This is a genomic window from Vreelandella jeotgali Hwa, from assembly GCF_000334215.1.
GTDB lineage: Bacteria > Pseudomonadota > Gammaproteobacteria > Pseudomonadales > Halomonadaceae > Vreelandella > Vreelandella jeotgali.
On the sequence record NZ_AMQY01000014.1, the window covers coordinates 239738 to 256108 of the forward strand.

General features: G+C 64.4%; 13 protein-coding genes. 3 read left to right on the plus strand and 10 right to left on the minus strand.

All coding sequences use genetic code 11. The features are described from left to right. Positions 1-194: 194 nt before the first annotated feature. Entirely contained in the window at positions 195-725 is a 531-nt protein-coding gene (gene ppa, locus C793_RS0107130) for an inorganic diphosphatase (protein ID WP_017430253.1), read from the minus strand. Between the two features lie 330 nt (positions 726-1055). On the opposite strand from ppa, the gene C793_RS0107135 reads away from it, so the two are divergent. Next, entirely contained in the window at positions 1056-2774 is a 1719-nt protein-coding gene (locus C793_RS0107135; RefSeq protein WP_026106167.1) for a bifunctional protein-serine/threonine kinase/phosphatase, read from the plus strand. A 44-nt stretch (positions 2775-2818) separates the two neighbouring features. On the opposite strand, the gene C793_RS0107140 is transcribed toward C793_RS0107135, so the two are convergent. Together C793_RS0107140 and rnt are read right to left on the minus strand one after the other, a co-directional pair. Beyond that, positions 2819-4078 (minus strand): 6-phosphofructokinase, encoded by a 1260-nt coding sequence (locus C793_RS0107140; protein ID WP_017430255.1) that lies wholly within the window; start codon positions 4076-4078, stop codon positions 2819-2821. Positions 4079-4208: 130 nt separating this feature from the next. Then, positions 4209-4877 (minus strand): ribonuclease T, encoded by a 669-nt coding sequence (rnt, locus tag C793_RS0107145; RefSeq protein WP_017430256.1) that lies wholly within the window; start codon positions 4875-4877, stop codon positions 4209-4211. 368 nt (positions 4878-5245) lie between these two features. Here rnt and C793_RS0107150 point away from each other — a divergent pair, with 368 nt between their 5' ends. Beyond that, complete coding sequence (locus tag C793_RS0107150) at positions 5246-6466, plus strand: argininosuccinate synthase (RefSeq protein ID WP_017430257.1); 1221 nt, start codon at positions 5246-5248, stop codon at positions 6464-6466. Positions 6467-6729: 263 nt separating this feature from the next. After that, entirely contained in the window at positions 6730-7065 is a 336-nt protein-coding gene (locus C793_RS0107155) for an HlyU family transcriptional regulator (RefSeq protein ID WP_017430258.1), read from the plus strand. Here the strand turns inward: C793_RS0107155 and C793_RS0107160 are convergent. The 7 genes from C793_RS0107160 to metG all read right to left on the minus strand — a co-directional run bounded on the left by C793_RS0107160 (position 7059) and on the right by metG (position 16348). Further along, a complete protein-coding gene (locus tag C793_RS0107160; RefSeq protein ID WP_017430259.1) occupies positions 7059-9845 on the minus strand; it encodes a sensor histidine kinase in 2787 nt (928 codons plus the stop codon). The two genes, C793_RS0107155 and C793_RS0107160, sit on opposite strands and share 7 nt — an antisense overlap. Next, on the minus strand, positions 9838-10119 hold the full coding sequence (locus C793_RS13640; RefSeq protein ID WP_017430260.1) for a hypothetical protein: 282 nt from the start codon (positions 10117-10119) through the stop codon (positions 9838-9840). The genes C793_RS0107160 and C793_RS13640 overlap by 8 nt, the downstream gene beginning before the upstream one ends. Then, positions 10116-12182 (minus strand): 3'-5' exonuclease, encoded by a 2067-nt coding sequence (locus C793_RS0107170; RefSeq protein WP_017430261.1) that lies wholly within the window; start codon positions 12180-12182, stop codon positions 10116-10118. The genes C793_RS13640 and C793_RS0107170 overlap by 4 nt, the downstream gene beginning before the upstream one ends. Then, positions 12169-12552: a response regulator transcription factor gene (locus tag C793_RS0107175; protein ID WP_017430262.1), complete on the minus strand. Its 384-nt coding sequence runs from the start codon at positions 12550-12552 to the stop codon at positions 12169-12171. The genes C793_RS0107170 and C793_RS0107175 overlap by 14 nt, the downstream gene beginning before the upstream one ends. A gap of 282 nt (positions 12553-12834) precedes the next feature. Continuing rightward, positions 12835-13470 (minus strand): endonuclease III, encoded by a 636-nt coding sequence (gene nth, locus C793_RS0107180; RefSeq protein WP_017430263.1) that lies wholly within the window; start codon positions 13468-13470, stop codon positions 12835-12837. Further along, positions 13467-14288 carry an electron transport complex subunit RsxB gene (gene rsxB / locus C793_RS0107185; protein WP_017430264.1) on the minus strand — a complete coding sequence of 274 codons (822 nt, stop codon included), beginning with the start codon at positions 14286-14288 and terminating at the stop codon, positions 13467-13469. Before rsxB ends, nth begins: the two co-directional genes overlap by 4 nt. Continuing rightward, on the minus strand, positions 14288-16348 hold the full coding sequence (metG, locus tag C793_RS0107190) for a methionine--tRNA ligase (protein WP_017430265.1): 2061 nt from the start codon (positions 16346-16348) through the stop codon (positions 14288-14290). Before metG ends, rsxB begins: the two co-directional genes overlap by 1 nt. Positions 16349-16371: the final 23 nt, after the last annotated feature.

Consider the following 16371-nt stretch of genomic DNA (forward strand, 5'->3'; position numbering starts at 1 on the left):
AATGGCGAATAGCCAGGCAACGCAAGCGGGCAGCAGCGGAGTGCTGCGCGACAGAGGGGGGCAGCGGTCAGGCAAGCGCATGGAGAACAACACGGAATATTCCTACCTTCATTGAGTGTTAACCCTGGCTGCAAACGCAAGCGGGCTGCCCGAAGGCAGCCCGCTCGATCATCCTGCAGCGTAGGCCTGTGACATCAGGCCTTTTGATAAGTTGCAGCCGCGGTCTCGATGGCCTGGTGCGCGGCGTCGGCCCCGTCCCAGGACTCGACCTTGACCCATTTGCCTTTCTCCAGATCCTTGTAGTTTTCAAAGAAATGGGTGATTTGCTGGCGCAGGAGCTCCGGCAGGTCGGTGACGTCCTTCACGTCGTTGTACAGCGAGGTCAGTTTGGCGTGGGGAACGCAGACCAGCTTGGCATCCTCGCCGGCTTCGTCGGTCATGTTGAGCATGCCCACCGGGCGGGCGCGAACAATACTGCCGGGCGCGACCGGGTGCGGCGTAACGACCATGGCATCCAGCGCGTCGCCGTCGTCGGCCAGGGTGTGAGGGATATAGCCGTAGTTGGCGGGATAGAACATCGGCGTGGCCATGAAACGATCCACCATCAGCGCGCCCATGTCTTCGTCGATTTCATATTTGATCGGCGCGTGATTTGCCGGGATTTCAATCGCCACGTAAATATCGTCGGGCAGATCTTTACCGGCAGGGATGTTGTCAAAGTTCATCGTTGGATCCTTGAGGCTTGTGCGTGGGGCAAATCGTCAGGGCACGGCCTGGCTGACCGTTGCCGAGCCTGATCGGTATCGAATCGGTATCAAACATGGTGGCGGCGAATTATACGAATATGGCGCCGGGATTACCAATGCGACATAGGCCGGAGACGATGCCTTGCCGGCCCGGGCGTGATACTTGAGTGCCTGGGTATGCTATAAGTCGCATGGTGAGGTGCGGCGCCAGGCATGTATCATCGCCGGCTATCCATGAAGCCCGGCCAGCGAGCCGGGCGGTCCGGCCGGCTCGGGGTCAACCCGGAGGAAAGCCTGGGGAGGCATAAGGTGGCGCACGCACAGTTGCTTATCAGTTACGGCCAGGCGTATGTCGCGCCTGACCCGCGGCAGCAGCGCAGTTCCATGTCGGTGCAGGTGCCCGAAACCTCGCTGATGCACGCCAAGGGTGGCTGCGCCATGATCAGCGACTCGATATCGCGCAATGCCATGGCCAAGCAGTCGGGAGACCTGAGCGTCCGGGCCTTTCTGGCGGATTATTTCGCCACGCCCGATCACTGGAGCGTCAAGAAATCGGCGACGCGGGTACTCAGCGCGCTGAACGGCTGGTGCTACAGCCAGAGCCGTCACCTGCAAGCCGGCAGCCTGGTGGCCTCGGTCTCGGCGATGGTATTCCGTCGTCAGCACGCCCACCTGTTCCACATGGGCGATACCCTGGTATTCCGCCTGCGCGGCGCTGAGTTCGAGCAGCTCAGCTGTGACCACATCACCGACCTGGGCGGCTATCGCTATCCGTCCCGGGCGCTGGGGCTGGATAACAGCGTGGATATCGACTACACCAGCATCCCGCTCAAGCAGGGTGATATCTTCCTGTTTACCACACGCGCGGTGCGCGGCACGCTGCTGCCGTCGGACTATGTCCGGCTGATTCGTCAGGACGCCAGCGACCTGCACGCCGCCTGCGACCGTCTGGTGGCCGAAGCCACGACGCGCGCCCAGCAGCGCGGCTATGCCGTGGACCAGTTCTGTTTCCAGCTGGTGCGCATCGACGAGCTGCCCGAGGCGCAAAGCAGCGACCCCGCCCCGCTATACGGCGAGCTGCCGATTCCCCCGGAGCTGACCCCGGGCGACTGCCTGGACGGACTGGAAGTGATAGAGGTGCTGTCGCGGACCGCGCAGTCCCGAGTGTATCGCGTGCGTGACCAACAGACCCATGCCGAGCGGGTCATGAAGGCCCCCAGCCCCGAGCTGTCGTTGCGTAACGCCTACCTTGAGCATTTTCTGCTGCAGCAGCGGGTCGTTGAGCGGATCAGGTCGCCGTTTGTGGTCAGCGTGGTCGAGCCGTCGCGGGCGCGCCACTACCTGTATTACCTGCTCAGCAGCCTGCGCGGTGAAACCCTGCGCCAGTGGGCCGGGCGCCATCCCCGCGCCACCCTGGCCCAGCGCCTGGAAATGGCCGGCCAGCTGGGCAAGGCGGTGCAGGCGCTGCATCACCGCGAGGTGCTCCATCAGCAGATCAACCCGGATAATATAATGGTCGACGAGCACGGCAAGCTGGTGTTGACGAACTTCAGCGCCTGCCACCTGCGCGATGCCAACGGTCATCGTCAATCCGGCGAGATTCTGCGGCCCATCGGCTTTACCCCGCATACGGCTCCCGAATACGCGCTAGGCGACGTGATTGGCCATCGCAGCGACCAGTACGGGTTTGCCTCGACGGTTTATTGGCTGCTCACCGGGCAGCTGCCGTACTCCCGGATGACGCCCGACCAGCTGCGCAGCCATACCGATCTGGAAGCGCTAAGCTATCGCAGCGCTCGCAGCGCCAATCCGCAGATCACGCCGGTGCTGGATGACATTCTACGCCGAGCGCTGGATCCGCAACGCGCGCTGCGCTTTCGGCGCATGTCGGAGCTGCTGCACGCGCTGCGCAAACGCCAGGACATCACGCCGCCGGATGCCGCCCGGCGTGCCGATGCCCGGCGCTTCTGGCAGGGCGTGGCGGGGATTCTGCTACTGCTGCTGGTGCTGTCCTGGGTGTTGCGGTAGGGCACAGTCAATACAAACCGGGCTGTGCCCAGGCGGGGGCGTCGTTACTGGTCAAACGCCGGCAGGCGCTTTTCCACCGTCTCGAGCCGGGGCCTGGCGACCACGGGCAGGCCGCGCTCAAACGGCGGGAAGTCTTCTCCCTGAATCAGCGGTGCCAGGTACTCTCGGCAGGCCGGGGTGATGGCGAAGCCGTCCTCGCTGATGAAATCCCGCGGCATGAAGGTTTCCCGATTGGCGACGTCCGACAGCGGCGCGGAGATTACGTCCCACTGATAGGGCGCCTGGGCCGTACGGCGAATCGCCGGCATCATCGAGTTCTTGCCTGCCAGCGCCAGGGCAACGGCCTCGCGGCCCACGGCGTAGGCCTGCTCCACATCGGTTTTTGACGCCAGGTGGCGGGCGGCACGCTGGAGATAGTCGGCCACGGCCCAGTGATATTTGTAGCCCAGATCCTGCTTGACCATGCCGGCCAGCGTCGGGGCGACGCCGCCCAGCTGACGGTGGCCAAAGGCATCGGTATTGCCGGCATCAGCGAGGAAGGTGCCGTCCTCGTAGCGCGCGCCTTCCGAGACCACGATGACGCAGTAGCCGTATTCCTTGACGCTGTAGTCGACCCGGGCCATGACCGCTTCGCGGTCAAAGGCGACTTCGGGGAAAATGATCACGTGCGGCGGTTCGCCTTCGCCTTCACCGGCCAGGCCGCCGGCGGCGGCGATCCAGCCGGCGTGACGGCCCATGACTTCCAGCACAAACACCTTGGTCGAGGTGGCGCACATCGAGGCAATGTCCAGCGAGGCTTCCAGGGTCGAGGTGGCAATGTACTTGGCGACGCTGCCGAAGCCGGGGGAGTTGTCGGTGACGGGCAGGTCGTTGTCCACGGTCTTGGGAACGTGGATGGCGGTTAGCGGATAGCCCATCTTCTCGGAGAGCTGCGAGACCTTCAGGCAGGTATCGGCGCTGTCGCCGCCGCCGTTGTAGAAGAAGTAGCGGATATCGTGGGCCTTGAAGACCTCGATCAGGCGTTCGTACTGGGCGCGATGGGTCTCGATATCCTTGAGCTTGTAGCGGCAGGAGCCAAAGGCGCCGCCCGGCGTGTGGCGAAGCGCGGCGATGGTGGCATCGCTTTCCTGGCTGACGTCGATCAGGTCTTCGGTCAGCGCCCCGATAATGCCGTTATGACCGGCGTAGACCTTGCCGATGTGTTCCGGCGCGGCACGGCAGGCTTCGATTACGCCGCAGGCGCTGGCGTTGATAACGGCGGTGACGCCTCCGGACTGAGCGTAAAAAGCGTTGTGCTGGGTCATGGAAACGGTGGAACTCCTGAAGCGGGGCATAACGAAGCGGGCATAACAAGACACCGGGCGCGATCAGGCGGCCCGGTTGACGATTCGATGGGGGCAAATTCTAGCGCAAACTGCCTGGCGCTGCACCTGCCTAATCCTGGTGGTCCATCTCCTGCTCGCGCTGGGCCAGCTGCCAGCCGCCCAGGTCCTTGTAACGATTGACCATGGCGCAGAACAGCTCGGCGGTGCGCTCGGTATCATAGCGCGCCGAGTGCGCGGCCTTGTTGTCGAAATCGATGCCGGCGGCCCGGCAGGCCCGCGCCAGCACGGTCTGGCCGTAGACCAGCCCGGCAAGGGTGGCGGTATCAAAGCTGGAGAAGGGATGAAACGGGTTGCGCTTGATCTCGCAACGCTCAACCGCCGCGTTGAGAAAGCCGTGATCAAAGGCGGCGTTATGGCCCACCAGGATGGCGCGCGTACAGCCGTGAGCCTTGATCGCCTTGCGCACGGGGCGAAAAATCTCGCCCAGCGCTTCGCTTTCGTCCAGCGCTACCTGCTGGCGTAGCGGGTCGTCCAGGTTGATGCCGGTAAAATCCAGCGCTGCCTGTTCAACATTGGCCCCGTCAAACGGGCGAACATGGCAGGCGTGCGTGGTATCGGGCAGGAGGTTGCCGTCCGGATCCATGGTGAGCGTTACCGCCGCGATTTCCAGCAGTGCGTCGCCCGCCGCATTGAAGCCGCCGGTTTCCAGGTCAACCACGACGGGTAGATAGCTGCGAAAACGCCGTGACATTAAATCGCGGGCAATTGCCTCGCTCATGCTGCTCTCCTTAAAACCGGTAGTCGTTGCCTGGTGCGGCGCGTGGTCGACGTGGCGGATACGCCTATTACGCCAATACCCTTAGAGATACCCCATGGAGACAGAGCGTAAGCCGGCAATCCGCCAACGGCATCCGCGCTGCCTGCTTGCCGGGCAGCCAAGCGGAGAATTCTAGCAGCTTTTACCCCGGAGCGTCGCTGGCGGTATGGGTTGACGGTATTCGTTGGAGGTACAGAGCGCTATACTTGGGGTTTGCGTTTCTCTCACGGGGTTCCATTGCCCCGCTGTATTGCATAGCGATCTCCGGTCGAGCCGACTGTATCCTGCAGATCGACTCTCGCCAGGGGTTCATCAACAAGGAGCACAAGATGTCCGATGTCAAAAAGGTGGTTCTGGCCTATTCCGGCGGCCTGGACACCTCCGTTATCGTCAAGTGGCTGCAGGAAACCTACGACTGCGAAGTGGTCACCTTTACCGCCGACATCGGGCAGGGCGAGGAAGTCGAGCCGGCCCGCGCCAAGGCCGAAGCGCTGGGTATCCGCGAAATCTACATCGAAGACCTTCGCGAAACCTTCGTGCGCGACTACGTCTACCCGATGTTCCGCGCCAACACCGTTTACGAAGGCGAATATCTGCTGGGGTCCTCCATTGCTCGCCCGCTGATCGCCAAGCGCCTGATCGATATTGCCAACGAAACCGGCGCCGACGCCATCTCTCACGGCGCCACCGGCAAGGGTAACGACCAGGTGCGTTTCGAGCTCGGCGGTTATGCGCTCAAGCCCGGTGTCAAGGTCATCGCCCCCTGGCGCGAATGGGACCTTAACTCCCGGGAAAAGCTCATGGCGTACTGCGAAAAGCACGATATTCCGGTGGACTTTTCCGGCAAAAAGAAAAAATCGCCGTACTCCATGGATGCCAACCTGCTGCATATTTCCTACGAAGGCGGCATTCTCGAGGACCCCTGGGCGGAAGCCGAAGAGGACATGTGGCGCTGGAGCGTATCGCCCGAGGCCGCGCCGGACCAGCCGACCTATATCGAGCTGACCTACGACCGGGGCGACATCGTGGCTATCGACGGTGAAGCCCTGAAGCCCCACGAGGTGCTGTCGAAGCTCAATCAGCTGGGCGGCGACAACGGCATCGGCCGGCTGGATATCGTCGAAAACCGCTATGTGGGCATGAAGTCCCGGGGCTGCTACGAAACCCCCGGCGGCACCATCATGCTCAGCGCCCATCGCGCTATAGAGTCGCTGACGCTGGACCGCGAAGAAGCGCACTTGAAAGACGAGCTGATGCCCAAGTATGCCGACGTGGTGTACAACGGCTACTGGTGGAGCCCGGAGCGCCGCATGCTGCAGGCGGCCATCGACGAAACCCAGGCCAACGTCAACGGCGTGGTGCGCATGAAACTGTACAAGGGCAATGCCACCGTGGTGGGCCGCAAGTCCGACGCCTCGCTGTTCGACGAGTCCATCGCGACGTTCGAGGACGATGCCGGCTCCTACGACCAGAAAGACGCCGAAGGCTTCATCAAGCTCAACGCCCTGCGTTTGCGCATTGCCGCCGGCAAGGGTCGCAAGCAGGATTAAGCGGTGCCCGCCGGACCCGGCGGTGAAAAGCATCGGCCGGCGCGTATAAAGACCGCATCGGCCCGGCAGACGGCAGGGGCTCGGCTCCTGCCGTCGTTTTCTGTCGGGCGTTTTCTGTCGGGCGTTTTCTGTAGAGCGTTGAGAGAAAACAGGGCTGAAAGGAAATACGGTTGGAAGGAAACAGGGCTGAAAAGAAATAGGGCTTAAAGGAAACAGGGTTGGAAAAAAACAGGGTTGGAAAAAACAGAGGTGAGAGAGGAACCATGCTGAAAAAACTGTTAGCCGGCCTGGGCAAACGCCCGGAAGGGCAAACGGGCATTACGCCCGCCGAGCCGGTGGATCACAAGGGTTTCAGGATTATTGCCTGCCCCGAGCCGCAGAACGGGCAGTTTCGCGTCAGCGGCCTGATCCAGCAGCCGCTGGCGGACGGCAGCGTGCGCGAGTACCGGTTTGATCGCTCGGACATGCTGCCCGCCCGCGAGGCCTGCGATGCCATGATGGTGAGCAAGGCCCGGCGTTTCATCGATGAAACCGGCGACGCCATGTTCGGAACGGAGGCGCAGGGCGCGACTGCCGATGGGGAAAGCGAAGGTCAGTGATCGCGCCCGGGGTTTTCCGGGGCCTCTGCATCCTCGCTCGACGAGGCGTTGTCCGGCGCTTCGGGCAGTTCCAGCGTCAGGCAGGCGCCGGCCAGCTGCTGGCCGTTTTCCACCCAGAGTCTCCCGCCTAGATGCGCGATAATCCCGCGGCTGATGGATAGCCCCAGCCCGCTGCCCTGAGGGCGTCCGCGGTCCTTGCGCTGCTGCTGCAGCTGATGAAATTTTTCAAACACCCGTTCGCGTTCGGCATCGCTGATGCCGGGGCCGTTGTCCTCGACGCTCAGGCGAAAATGATCCTTGTGCCGGCCCATTCGCAGCAGGACACGCGGATCGGTGCTGTCGGCAAACTTGCCGGCGTTATCCAGCAGGTTGATGATGACCTGCTCCAGGCGGTCGACATCGCCGACGATCATGGCCGGGCCTTCGGGCAGCTCCACCTCCAGACGAATGCCGTGATCGTGCTGAAGCCGCGCCACGGCATCCACGCTGCGCCGGGCCAGCGCGACCAGGTCGAGGCGTTCGGGCGTCAGCGTCAGGCGGCCGCTTTCCAGCCGGGCCAGATCGAGGATTTCTTCAATCAGGCGTGAGAGCCGCTGGCTTTCGTGAACGATAACGTCGAGGAAGTGGTGGCGTTTGTCGGCCGTCAGGTCGTCATTTTCGTGGAGAATCTCGGCAAAGGCGCGGATGGACGTCAGCGGCGTGCGCAGCTCGTGGCTGACCATGGCGACAAACTCGTCCTTGAGCCGGTCAAGCTCGCGCAGGCGTTCGTTGGCCTGGCGCAGCGCCGCGCTGGCGCGTTCCAGCTCGGCGGACTTCTGCTCCAGCCGGCGGTTGTATTCCAGCGTCTGCGAGGTGGTGTCGAGCAGGCTGAGAATCGACTCCCGGTCCAGGGCTTCGCCGCGCACCACCGAGTTGATCAGCACCCGGGCCGAGGCGTTGCCCAGCGAGCCGGCCAGCTCCTGTTCGGCGCGGGTAATCAGCTGATGCGAGGCCGGCTGGTGGGCCGCAGGTTCGGCGGCTGCGGTTTCGGTTGTTGAGCCAAGAACGCGGCGGCTGGCGCCCTCGCCGAGATAGCGGTTGAGCAGTTCGCCCAGCTCTCCCCGGGTGGTTTGCCCGTGCCACAGCGAGGCGCTGGGCAGGTTGGGGTGCAGCGCTTCGGTAAACAGCGCCGCCTGGGTCTGTTCCAGCTCGGAAGGCCGGCTGAAAAGCGATAGGCCCACCAGCAGCCCGATGTTGGCTACCAGGCTCCACAGCAGCGCGTGGGTGTAGATATCCCAGCCGTCGAGGCCGAACAGCGCGTAGGGAGTCAGCCAGCCGATGCCCCAGGGGCCTTCCCTGATCAGCGACATATCGATCCAGCCGGACTGGGCAAAGCCGGGGATCAGCAGGGTATAGAGCCAGACGGCAAAGCCCGCCAGCAGACCGATAAGTGCCCCGGTGCGCGTCGCGCCACGCCAGTAAAGGCCGATCAGCATGGCCGGAGCGAACTGCGCCGCCCCCACGAACGCCACCAGGCCGATGGTCACCAGGCTGTAGGCATCGCCGATCAGCGCGTGGTAGACGTAGCCCAGCAGCAGAATCAGGACGATGGCAACCCGGCGAATGCCCAGAAGCCAGGCGGCGAGCTCGCCGCTACCGCTCAGATGGAGCAGGTTGAAGCGCAGCAGCAGCGGCATGATCAGCTGGTTGCTGACCATGGTGGAGAGCGCGATGGTTTCGACGATCATCATGCCTGTGGCCGCCGACAGCCCGCCGATAAACACGAAAAGCGGCAGCGCTTCGGCGCCCGCCGAGAGCGGCAGGGTGAGCACGAAGCTGTCGGGGTCGGCCTGGGGGCTCCCCAGCAGCAGCCCCGCCAGCGCGATAGGTATAACGAAAAGGTTGATCAGCAGCAGATAAAGGGGAAGCAGCCAGCTGGCACGGTCGATGTGATTTTCATCGACGTTTTCCACCACCAGCACCTGAAACTGCCGGGGCAGCGTTAAAAACGCCAGCACGGCAAGAATCAGTACGCCCACCCAGCCGGTAGCGCCCCCGGGCACCTGCTCCAGGCTGAGTACGTGCGACAGCTCGGGCGTGCGCGCCACCTGCGCCAGCAGGTCGGCGGGGCCGTTGAACATCACGAACACCACGAAAATCCCCACCGCGAGAAACGCCACCAGCTTGACCAGCGACTCCACGGCAATGGCGGCGACCATGCCTTCATGGCGTTCGCTGGCGTCCAGATGCCGGGTGCCGAAGAGGATGATGAAGACCGCGAGCACCAGCGCCACCCAGAACGACTTGTCGATCCAGAAATGCGCTTCTTCCACCGCGACGTCCGCCGGCTGCGGGTAGTTCACCAGCACCGCATGGCTGACGGTAATCGCCTTGAGCTGCAGCGCGATGTACGGCGTACTGCTGATCAGCGCCATCAGCGCGACAATGGCCCCGAGCCCCGAGCTTTTGCCGTAGCGCGCGCTGATGAAATCGGCAATCGAGGTAATACGCTGGCGCGCGGCAATGCGCACCATCTTGCGAATAATGAAGGGGGCACCGAGCATCGCCAGCGTCGGGCCCAGATAGATCAGCAGGAAGTGCGGCCCCTGCAACGAGGCGCGCCCGACGCTGCCGTAGAACGTCCAGGCCGTGCAGTACACCGCAATCGACAGCGCATAGACCGTGGGCGAGCCGATGGCCGAGCGGCCGGTTTCGGCGCGCCGGTCGCCCCAGGCGGCGACCACAAAGAGAATCGCCAGGTAGCCAAAGGCCGCTGCCAGAATGATCAGGTCGTTACGCATGGTGCGACGACGTCGCCTGATCCGCTGCGGCTCGAGCCTCGGGCTCGGGGGGAGGCGCAGGCGGCTGGCGGCCTTCCATCAGCCAGGCCGCCAGCCCGATCACCAGCGCCCAGGCGCCAAACAGCCAGATCACCAGCCAGACGCCGGTGACCGAGGGCAGCCGGTCGACCACCAGCAGCAGCGGCGGGCAGAACAAAATGGCGGCGGTGATGATCAGCGCGACCAGGCGCTCGTTATGGCGCGATGGCGGATGCAGGGAGCGAGGAGCACTCATAAGTTGGCATCTTCCGTATCGACCGCGCTGGCCTGCAGCGCCAATAGCGACTCGAGACTATCGATGCCGCGCGCTTCGAGTCGCGGCAGCAGCGCCAGCCACAGGGCCGCGGTCACCCGGGCGTCGCCCAGGGCGGTGTGGCGCGTGCCCGGCGGGAAGGTAATGTCGTAGCGCCGGGCGAGGCTGTCCAGGTCATGGCCGTCCAGCGCCTCGTCCAGCGCCCGTGAAATAAGCAGGGTGTCGAGTACCGGCATGGTAAATTCGACGCCCTGGCGGCTGATGGCGAGCATATCAAAAGACGCATTGTGCGCCAGCAGGATGGCGTCACCCACGTAGTGGCGAAAGCGTTCCAGCACCGTGTCCAGCGGCGGCGCGCCGGCCACATCGGCGTCGGTAATGCCGTGGATGGCCGTGCTCTCGGCGGGAATGGGGCGTTGCGGGTCCACTTTTTGGGTAAAGGTTTCGCTCGCCATCGCCTGGGCGTTGACGATACGACACGCGCCCATGCTGATCACGGTATCGCCCTGGCGCAGCGCCAACCCGGTGGTTTCGGTATCAAACGCCACGATTTCGAGGCTGCGCGGCTCGAGCCTGGCGCGCGCTTCGTCGGGCGGAGGCAGATTGGCGATGCCGAAGTCGTGAAACTCGGGTCGTGGCGGCACCCGGCGGGGCGGGGTGTCGCCCTGGTCGATCATCGGCAGCGGCAGGCGAATGCGGGCCCGGGGGTCACCCTTGTCGACCAGGCTCCAGATTTCGCTGGCGTGCTGTCGCAGGACTTCGGCGGCGCTGGGGGAGAGCGGCAGGGCTTCGAGCGGCTGGCGCTGCCAGCGGGATATTTCACCTTCCGGCAGCGGGTGGCCCTGCCAGATCATGTCCAGATAAACGCACTGATTCCCGGGGGATATCTCGCCTTCAAAGCCGCCGGGTGGCAGGTGCTGTTCCAGGTGTTGCAGCAGCGAATCGATCAGCGCGATCAGCGCGGGGGCATCGCCCTTGAACCAGGCGGGCATGCCCACCGGTGTGATCAGCCGGCGCGAGGGATCGATGCGTTCGTCGAGCGCCTGCCAGAAATCGTTGGACCAGATCGGCGTCAGCTGCTCGCCCCGGCGCTGCATGTCGTCGATCAGCTCGCCCATGCGCGCGATGCTGTGGCTCAGCGCCAGGCCATCTTCGTCCAGGGCGTTTTCCAGCCGGGCGCGCAGCTCGCTGTTGTCGGTGTCGGCGGTGCCCAGGGTCTTGAGCACGTCGGCGGCGCTGGTCACGCTCGCGGCCTCGCGGCGCAGCTCGGCGAGCCGGGCGCCCAGCTGGGCGCGCACGCCCATTTCGGTGCTCCAGGCGTGTGTCGCGTCGTTGAGCGTGACCAGGCTTTCGCCGTCGCTTTCCGGCAGCCGGCGCAGCGTGACCTTGAGCCAGCGCTCGTCGCAGGGGAGCAGCAGCTCGCGCGGGGTGCCGTCGTCGGGCAGCCGGGCAAGGGCGTTCTGCAGGGTGGCGGTGGGCAGCAGCGCGTCGATGCGCTTGCCCAGCCCCAGGCCGGTATGGCCGTCAAAAAACGTGTCGGCCGCCGCGTTGAGCAGCAGTAACCGCCGATGGCGATCGCAGAGCAGCAGCGGTGTCTGCAGGATTTGCAGCACGGCCTCCAGCCGCTGGCTGATGCGTGCAGCATCGCGGGCGCCGTCGCTGCGCGCCTGGCTCAGACGGCTGCGGTCGGCACGCCAGCTTTCGCGTATCCGCGCCAGGTCGGGCCCCAGCCCGGTGAGCCAGCCTTCGGGAGGGTGCTCGTCGCCGGCGTCGGGGTTGGCGACCAGGCGTGCCAGCTGCACATGCAGGTGGCGCAGCGGGGCAAAGAGCATGCGCTCCAGCGCCACGCCGACCAGCAGAATCGTGGTGCCGCCGGAAAAACTGCCCAGCCAGATGGCGGCGCGTTCCCAGCCGCTGGCGTTTATCCCGGCGTCCAGCCAGGCGGCAAAAATGGCCCCGCCCAGCAGGCTGATGCCGCCCAGCAGCAGCCAGAGGCCGATCAGCCGCTGGCGTTTGGGCAGGCGTTGGCGATCACGGCGTGTCATCGTCGGCCTCGCTTAGCAGTGCCTGCACCTTGTCCACCAGCGCCCGGGTCGAAAACGGCTTGGTAATGTAGTCGTCGGCACCCAGCGCCAGGCCTTTCTCGCGCTCGACTTCGCGGCCGTGGGCGGTGAGCATGATAATCGGCATGTCGCGGGTCGCCGAGGCAGCGCGCAGACGCTCCAGCACGTCAAAGCCGCTGATGCCGGGCAGACTGATATCGAGCAGCATCAGGTCCGGCGGGGTGTCATCCACGCGCTCGAGCGCGCTTTCGCCGTCGTCGGCCGTGGTGACCGTAAATCCCGCCTGCTGCATCAGGAATTCCAGCGACAACAGGATGTTGGTTTCGTCATCAACCACCAGTACCCGAGGCATGGCGTTCTCCTTCGGCATTGTTGTGCTTATTGTGTTTAGTTGTGTTTTTGGTATTCGGTTGAGCTTATTTTAACGGTCGTGTTTATCGCGTGCCTGCTGCTTGCTGTGGTGCAGCTATTGACGTGTATCCAGCGTGATCAAGCCGGTTGCGCCCTGCCACCGAGTTTAGGCATCGGGCGCGCCGTGGCCAAGGCGACCTTGGCCGAAGGCAGGCAAGAGGCTGCCGAAGGCAGAGGAGACAGAATGAAGTAGAAGAGACAGAGGAGGCAGGCGCGGGCGCTGTTACGGCGCGGTTTTTTCCGGGTAGTCGCACAGATCGGCGATGAGGCAGCCGGGGCAGCGGGGCTTGCGCGCTACGCAGGTATAGCGGCCGTGAAGAATCAGCCAGTGGTGGGCGTCGCGCTTGAACTCCCGGGGGACGTGGCGCAAGAGTTTCTGCTCGACTTCCACCACGTTTTTGCCCGGGGCCAGCCCGGTGCGGTTGGCGACGCGAAAGATATGCGTATCCACGGCGATGGTGGGGATGCCGAACGCCGTATTGAGAATGACGTTGGCGGTCTTGCGCCCGACGCCGGGCAGCGCTTCCAGCGCCTTGCGCGTGCGGGGCACCGCGCCCGAGTGCTTTTCCACCAGCAGGTGGCAGGTCTTCATCAGGTTCTCGGCCTTGGTGTTGTAGAGGCCGATGGTTCTGATGTGCGCCTTGAGGCCGTCAAGGCCCAGCGCGATTATCGCTTCCGGGGTATTGGCGACCGGAAACAGCCGGGCTGTGGCCTTGTTGACCCCCACGTCCGTCGCCTGGGCAGAGAGCAGTACCGCGGTCAGCAGCTCGAATGGCGTAGTCCAGTGGAGCTCGGTTTCCGGGTGCGGGGTTTCTGCCTGCAAGCGGGCAAAAATCTCATGGCGTTTATCGGCGTTCATGATGTGCCTTCGGCGTTGGTGGCGGCCGCCTCCCGGCCGAGTTGTTCCAGCGCCTGCCGGGCTTCGGCCTGCTGGCGCTGCGCGGCGGGTAGCTGCTCCCGGGCAGTGGCTTCGGCTGCGCTGTCCCGGCGGCGTATGGCGCTTTCCAGCTGCTGCTCCACACGCCTGAGCGCCTGATCGGCGGCCCGAGCAGCGAGTTTTTTCTGGCGTTGCAGCGCGGCCGAGGACATATCCCCGGCGTTATCGGAACGGCCCGCCGCGCGGCGTTTTTGCAGCCGCCGTTGACGTTTTTCCTGACGCTTTTCCCGGGCGTCACGCGCCAGGCGCCGCTGGCGCGCACGATGGCGTTGGCGCCCCAGGGAGGCGCGGCGCGCCAGATAGGCGTCCTGTTCATCCCGGCTGTACGCGGCCTGCCAGGCGGGGTGCGGCAGCATGTCGATGCAGTCCACGGGGCAGGGAGCCACGCACAGCTCGCAGCCGGTACATTCGTCGGTGATCACGGTGTGCATGCGCTTGGCCGCCCCGACGATGGCATCCACCGGGCAGGCGTCGATACATTTGGTGCAGCCAATGCACTCATTTTCGCGGATAAACGCCGTCAGCGGCGGCTGGGGCGGTTCGGCCAGCGGTCGATACGTCTGGCCGGTGAGCTCCGTCAGCTGCTCAAGCGTAGCGTCGCCGCCGGGCGGGCAGCGGTTGACCGGCTCGCCGTCGGCAATCGCCTCGGCGTAGGGCCGGCAGCCGTCGAAACCGCATTTGCCGCACTGGGTTTGCGGCAGCAGCGCATCGACGGCTTCGATCAGGTCGCTGCGCGACATCAGGTCACGCGCTGGCCGGGCTCGGCGCCGTCATCGGGCGAGAGCAGGTAGATGCCGTCGTCGTTGGCGGAGGCCAGCACCATGCCGTCGGAGACGCCGAAACGCATTTTGCGCGGCGCCAGGTTGGCGACCATGATTGTCAGCCGGCCTTCCAGCGCCTCCGGGGCGTAGGACGAGCGGATACCCGAAAACACGTTGCGCGTCTCGCCGCCCAGGTCCAGCGTCAGCTGCAGCAGCTTGTCCGCCCCTTCGACGTAGGAGGCGCTGGCAATCCGGGCGATGCGCAGGTCCACCTTGCTGAAATCGGCAAAGCTGATTTCGTCGGCGATCGGATCCCGAGAAAGCGGATCGTCGGCCAGCGGGCCGGCAGCCTGGGCGCCGCCGTCCTTGAGCTTCTTCTCCTCGGCGATGTCTTCCCTGGAGGCGTCGAGCACGGCGTCGATTTTGCTGCGTTCGATGCGCGTCATCAGCGGCTTGAATTTGTTGATGGCGTGATCGGTGAGCACATCGTGGCGGCTGGCCCAGCTCAGGGTATCCAGCCCGAGGAAGGTCTGCGCCTGCTCGGCCATGGCGGGCACCACCGGGGCGAGGTAGACCACCAGCTGGCGGAAGAGGTTGATCCCTACCGAGCAGATGTCGAGCACCTCCTGATCGCGGCCTTCCTGCTTGGCCAGCACCCAGGGCTCGGCCTCGGCGATGTAGGTGTTGGCCTCGTCGGCCAGCTCCATGATCCGGCGCATGGCCCGGGCAAACTCCCGGGTTTCGTAATAGTCGGCGATGTCGTCGCCGGCCTCGATAAAGCGCGCGAGCATGGTCGGCTCGGCGCAGTGCGCCGAAAGCGTGCCGCCGCCCAGCTTTTTGACAAAGCCCGCACAGCGGCTGGCGATGTTGACCACCTTGCCCACGAGATCCGAATTGACCCGCGCTTCAAAGTCCTCGAGGTTGAGGTCCAGGTCGTCGACCCCGGCGGTCAGCTTGGCGGCAAAGTAGTAGCGCAGGTACTCCGGGTTCAGGTGGTCGGCGAAGGTGGCCGCCTTGATAAAGGTGCCCCGGGATTTGGACATCTTGGCGCCGTCCACGGTGACAAAGCCGTGGCAGTTCACCGCGGTGGGCGTGCGAAAGCCCGCGCCGTGGAGCATCGCCGGCCAGAACAGCGCGTGGAAGTAGACGATATCCTTGCCGATGAAGTGGTAGACCTCGGCGTCGGAGTCGGGTCGCCAGTAGCTGTCGAAATCCAGCCCTTCACGCTCGCAAAGGTTTTTGAAGCTCGCCAGGTAGCCGATCGGCGCATCCAGCCAGACGTAGAAATACTTGCCCGGCGCATCGGGAATCTCGAAGCCGAAATAGGGCGCATCCCGGGAAATATCCCACTCGTTGAAGCCGTCGTCGAACCACTCCATCAGCTTGTTGCGGATCTGCGGCTGGACACGGTCGTCGTTGATCCAGCGCTGCATGAAATCGGCAAAATCCGGCAGCTTGAAGAAAAAGTGCGTGGACGTGCGCTCTTCGGGGGTGGCGCCGGATACCGCCGAGACCGGATTGATCAGCTCGGCGGGGGTGTAGGTGGCGCCGCAGGCTTCGCAGTTGTCGCCGTACTGATCGGCCTGGTGGCACTTGGGGCAGGTGCCCTTGATAAAACGATCGGCGAGAAACAGGCCGCGTTCCGGGTCATACATCTGGTCGATGTCCCGGGTGGCAATGTGGCCGGCGTCGCGCAGGCGGGTGTAAATCAGCTCGCTGAAGTGGCGGTTTTCGGCCGAGTGCGTCGAATAGTAGTTGTCGAAGCGGATGCCGAAGCGCGCGAAGTCGGTCTGGTGATGGCGGGAAACGCGTTCGATCAGCGTTTCCGGCGTGATACCTTCCTGCTCGGCGCGCAGCATGATGGCGGTGCCGTGGGCATCGTCGGCGCAGACGTAGTGGCACTGCTGACCGCGACTTTTCTGGAAGCGCACCCAGATGTCGGTCTGAATGTATTCCAGCATGTGGCCCAGATGGATGTCGCCGTTGGCGTAGGGAAGTGCACTGGTAACCAGAATCTTGCGCGTCGCGGTGTTAGACATGAAAGGGGATCGTTCCGTTAACG

Coding starts and splice junctions, on each gene's coding strand:
- rnt (WP_017430256.1), bottom strand. CDS start 4,877: ATGAGCGAGGCAATTGCCCGCGATTTAATGTCACGGCGTTTTCGCAGC.
- C793_RS0107155 (WP_017430258.1), top strand. CDS start 6,730: ATGCTGAAAAAACTGTTAGCCGGCCTGGGCAAACGCCCGGAAGGGCAA.
- metG (WP_017430265.1), bottom strand. CDS start 16,348: ATGTCTAACACCGCGACGCGCAAGATTCTGGTTACCAGTGCACTTCCC.
- nth (WP_017430263.1), bottom strand. CDS start 13,470: ATGAACGCCGATAAACGCCATGAGATTTTTGCCCGCTTGCAGGCAGAA.
- ppa (WP_017430253.1), bottom strand. CDS start 725: ATGAACTTTGACAACATCCCTGCCGGTAAAGATCTGCCCGACGATATT.
- C793_RS0107175 (WP_017430262.1), bottom strand. CDS start 12,552: ATGCCTCGGGTACTGGTGGTTGATGACGAAACCAACATCCTGTTGTCG.
- rsxB (WP_017430264.1), bottom strand. CDS start 14,288: ATGTCGCGCAGCGACCTGATCGAAGCCGTCGATGCGCTGCTGCCGCAA.
- C793_RS13640 (WP_017430260.1), bottom strand. CDS start 10,119: ATGAGTGCTCCTCGCTCCCTGCATCCGCCATCGCGCCATAACGAGCGC.
- C793_RS0107170 (WP_017430261.1), bottom strand. CDS start 12,182: ATGACACGCCGTGATCGCCAACGCCTGCCCAAACGCCAGCGGCTGATC.
- C793_RS0107150 (WP_017430257.1), top strand. CDS start 5,246: ATGTCCGATGTCAAAAAGGTGGTTCTGGCCTATTCCGGCGGCCTGGAC.
- C793_RS0107160 (WP_017430259.1), bottom strand. CDS start 9,845: ATGCGTAACGACCTGATCATTCTGGCAGCGGCCTTTGGCTACCTGGCG.
- C793_RS0107140 (WP_017430255.1), bottom strand. CDS start 4,078: ATGACCCAGCACAACGCTTTTTACGCTCAGTCCGGAGGCGTCACCGCC.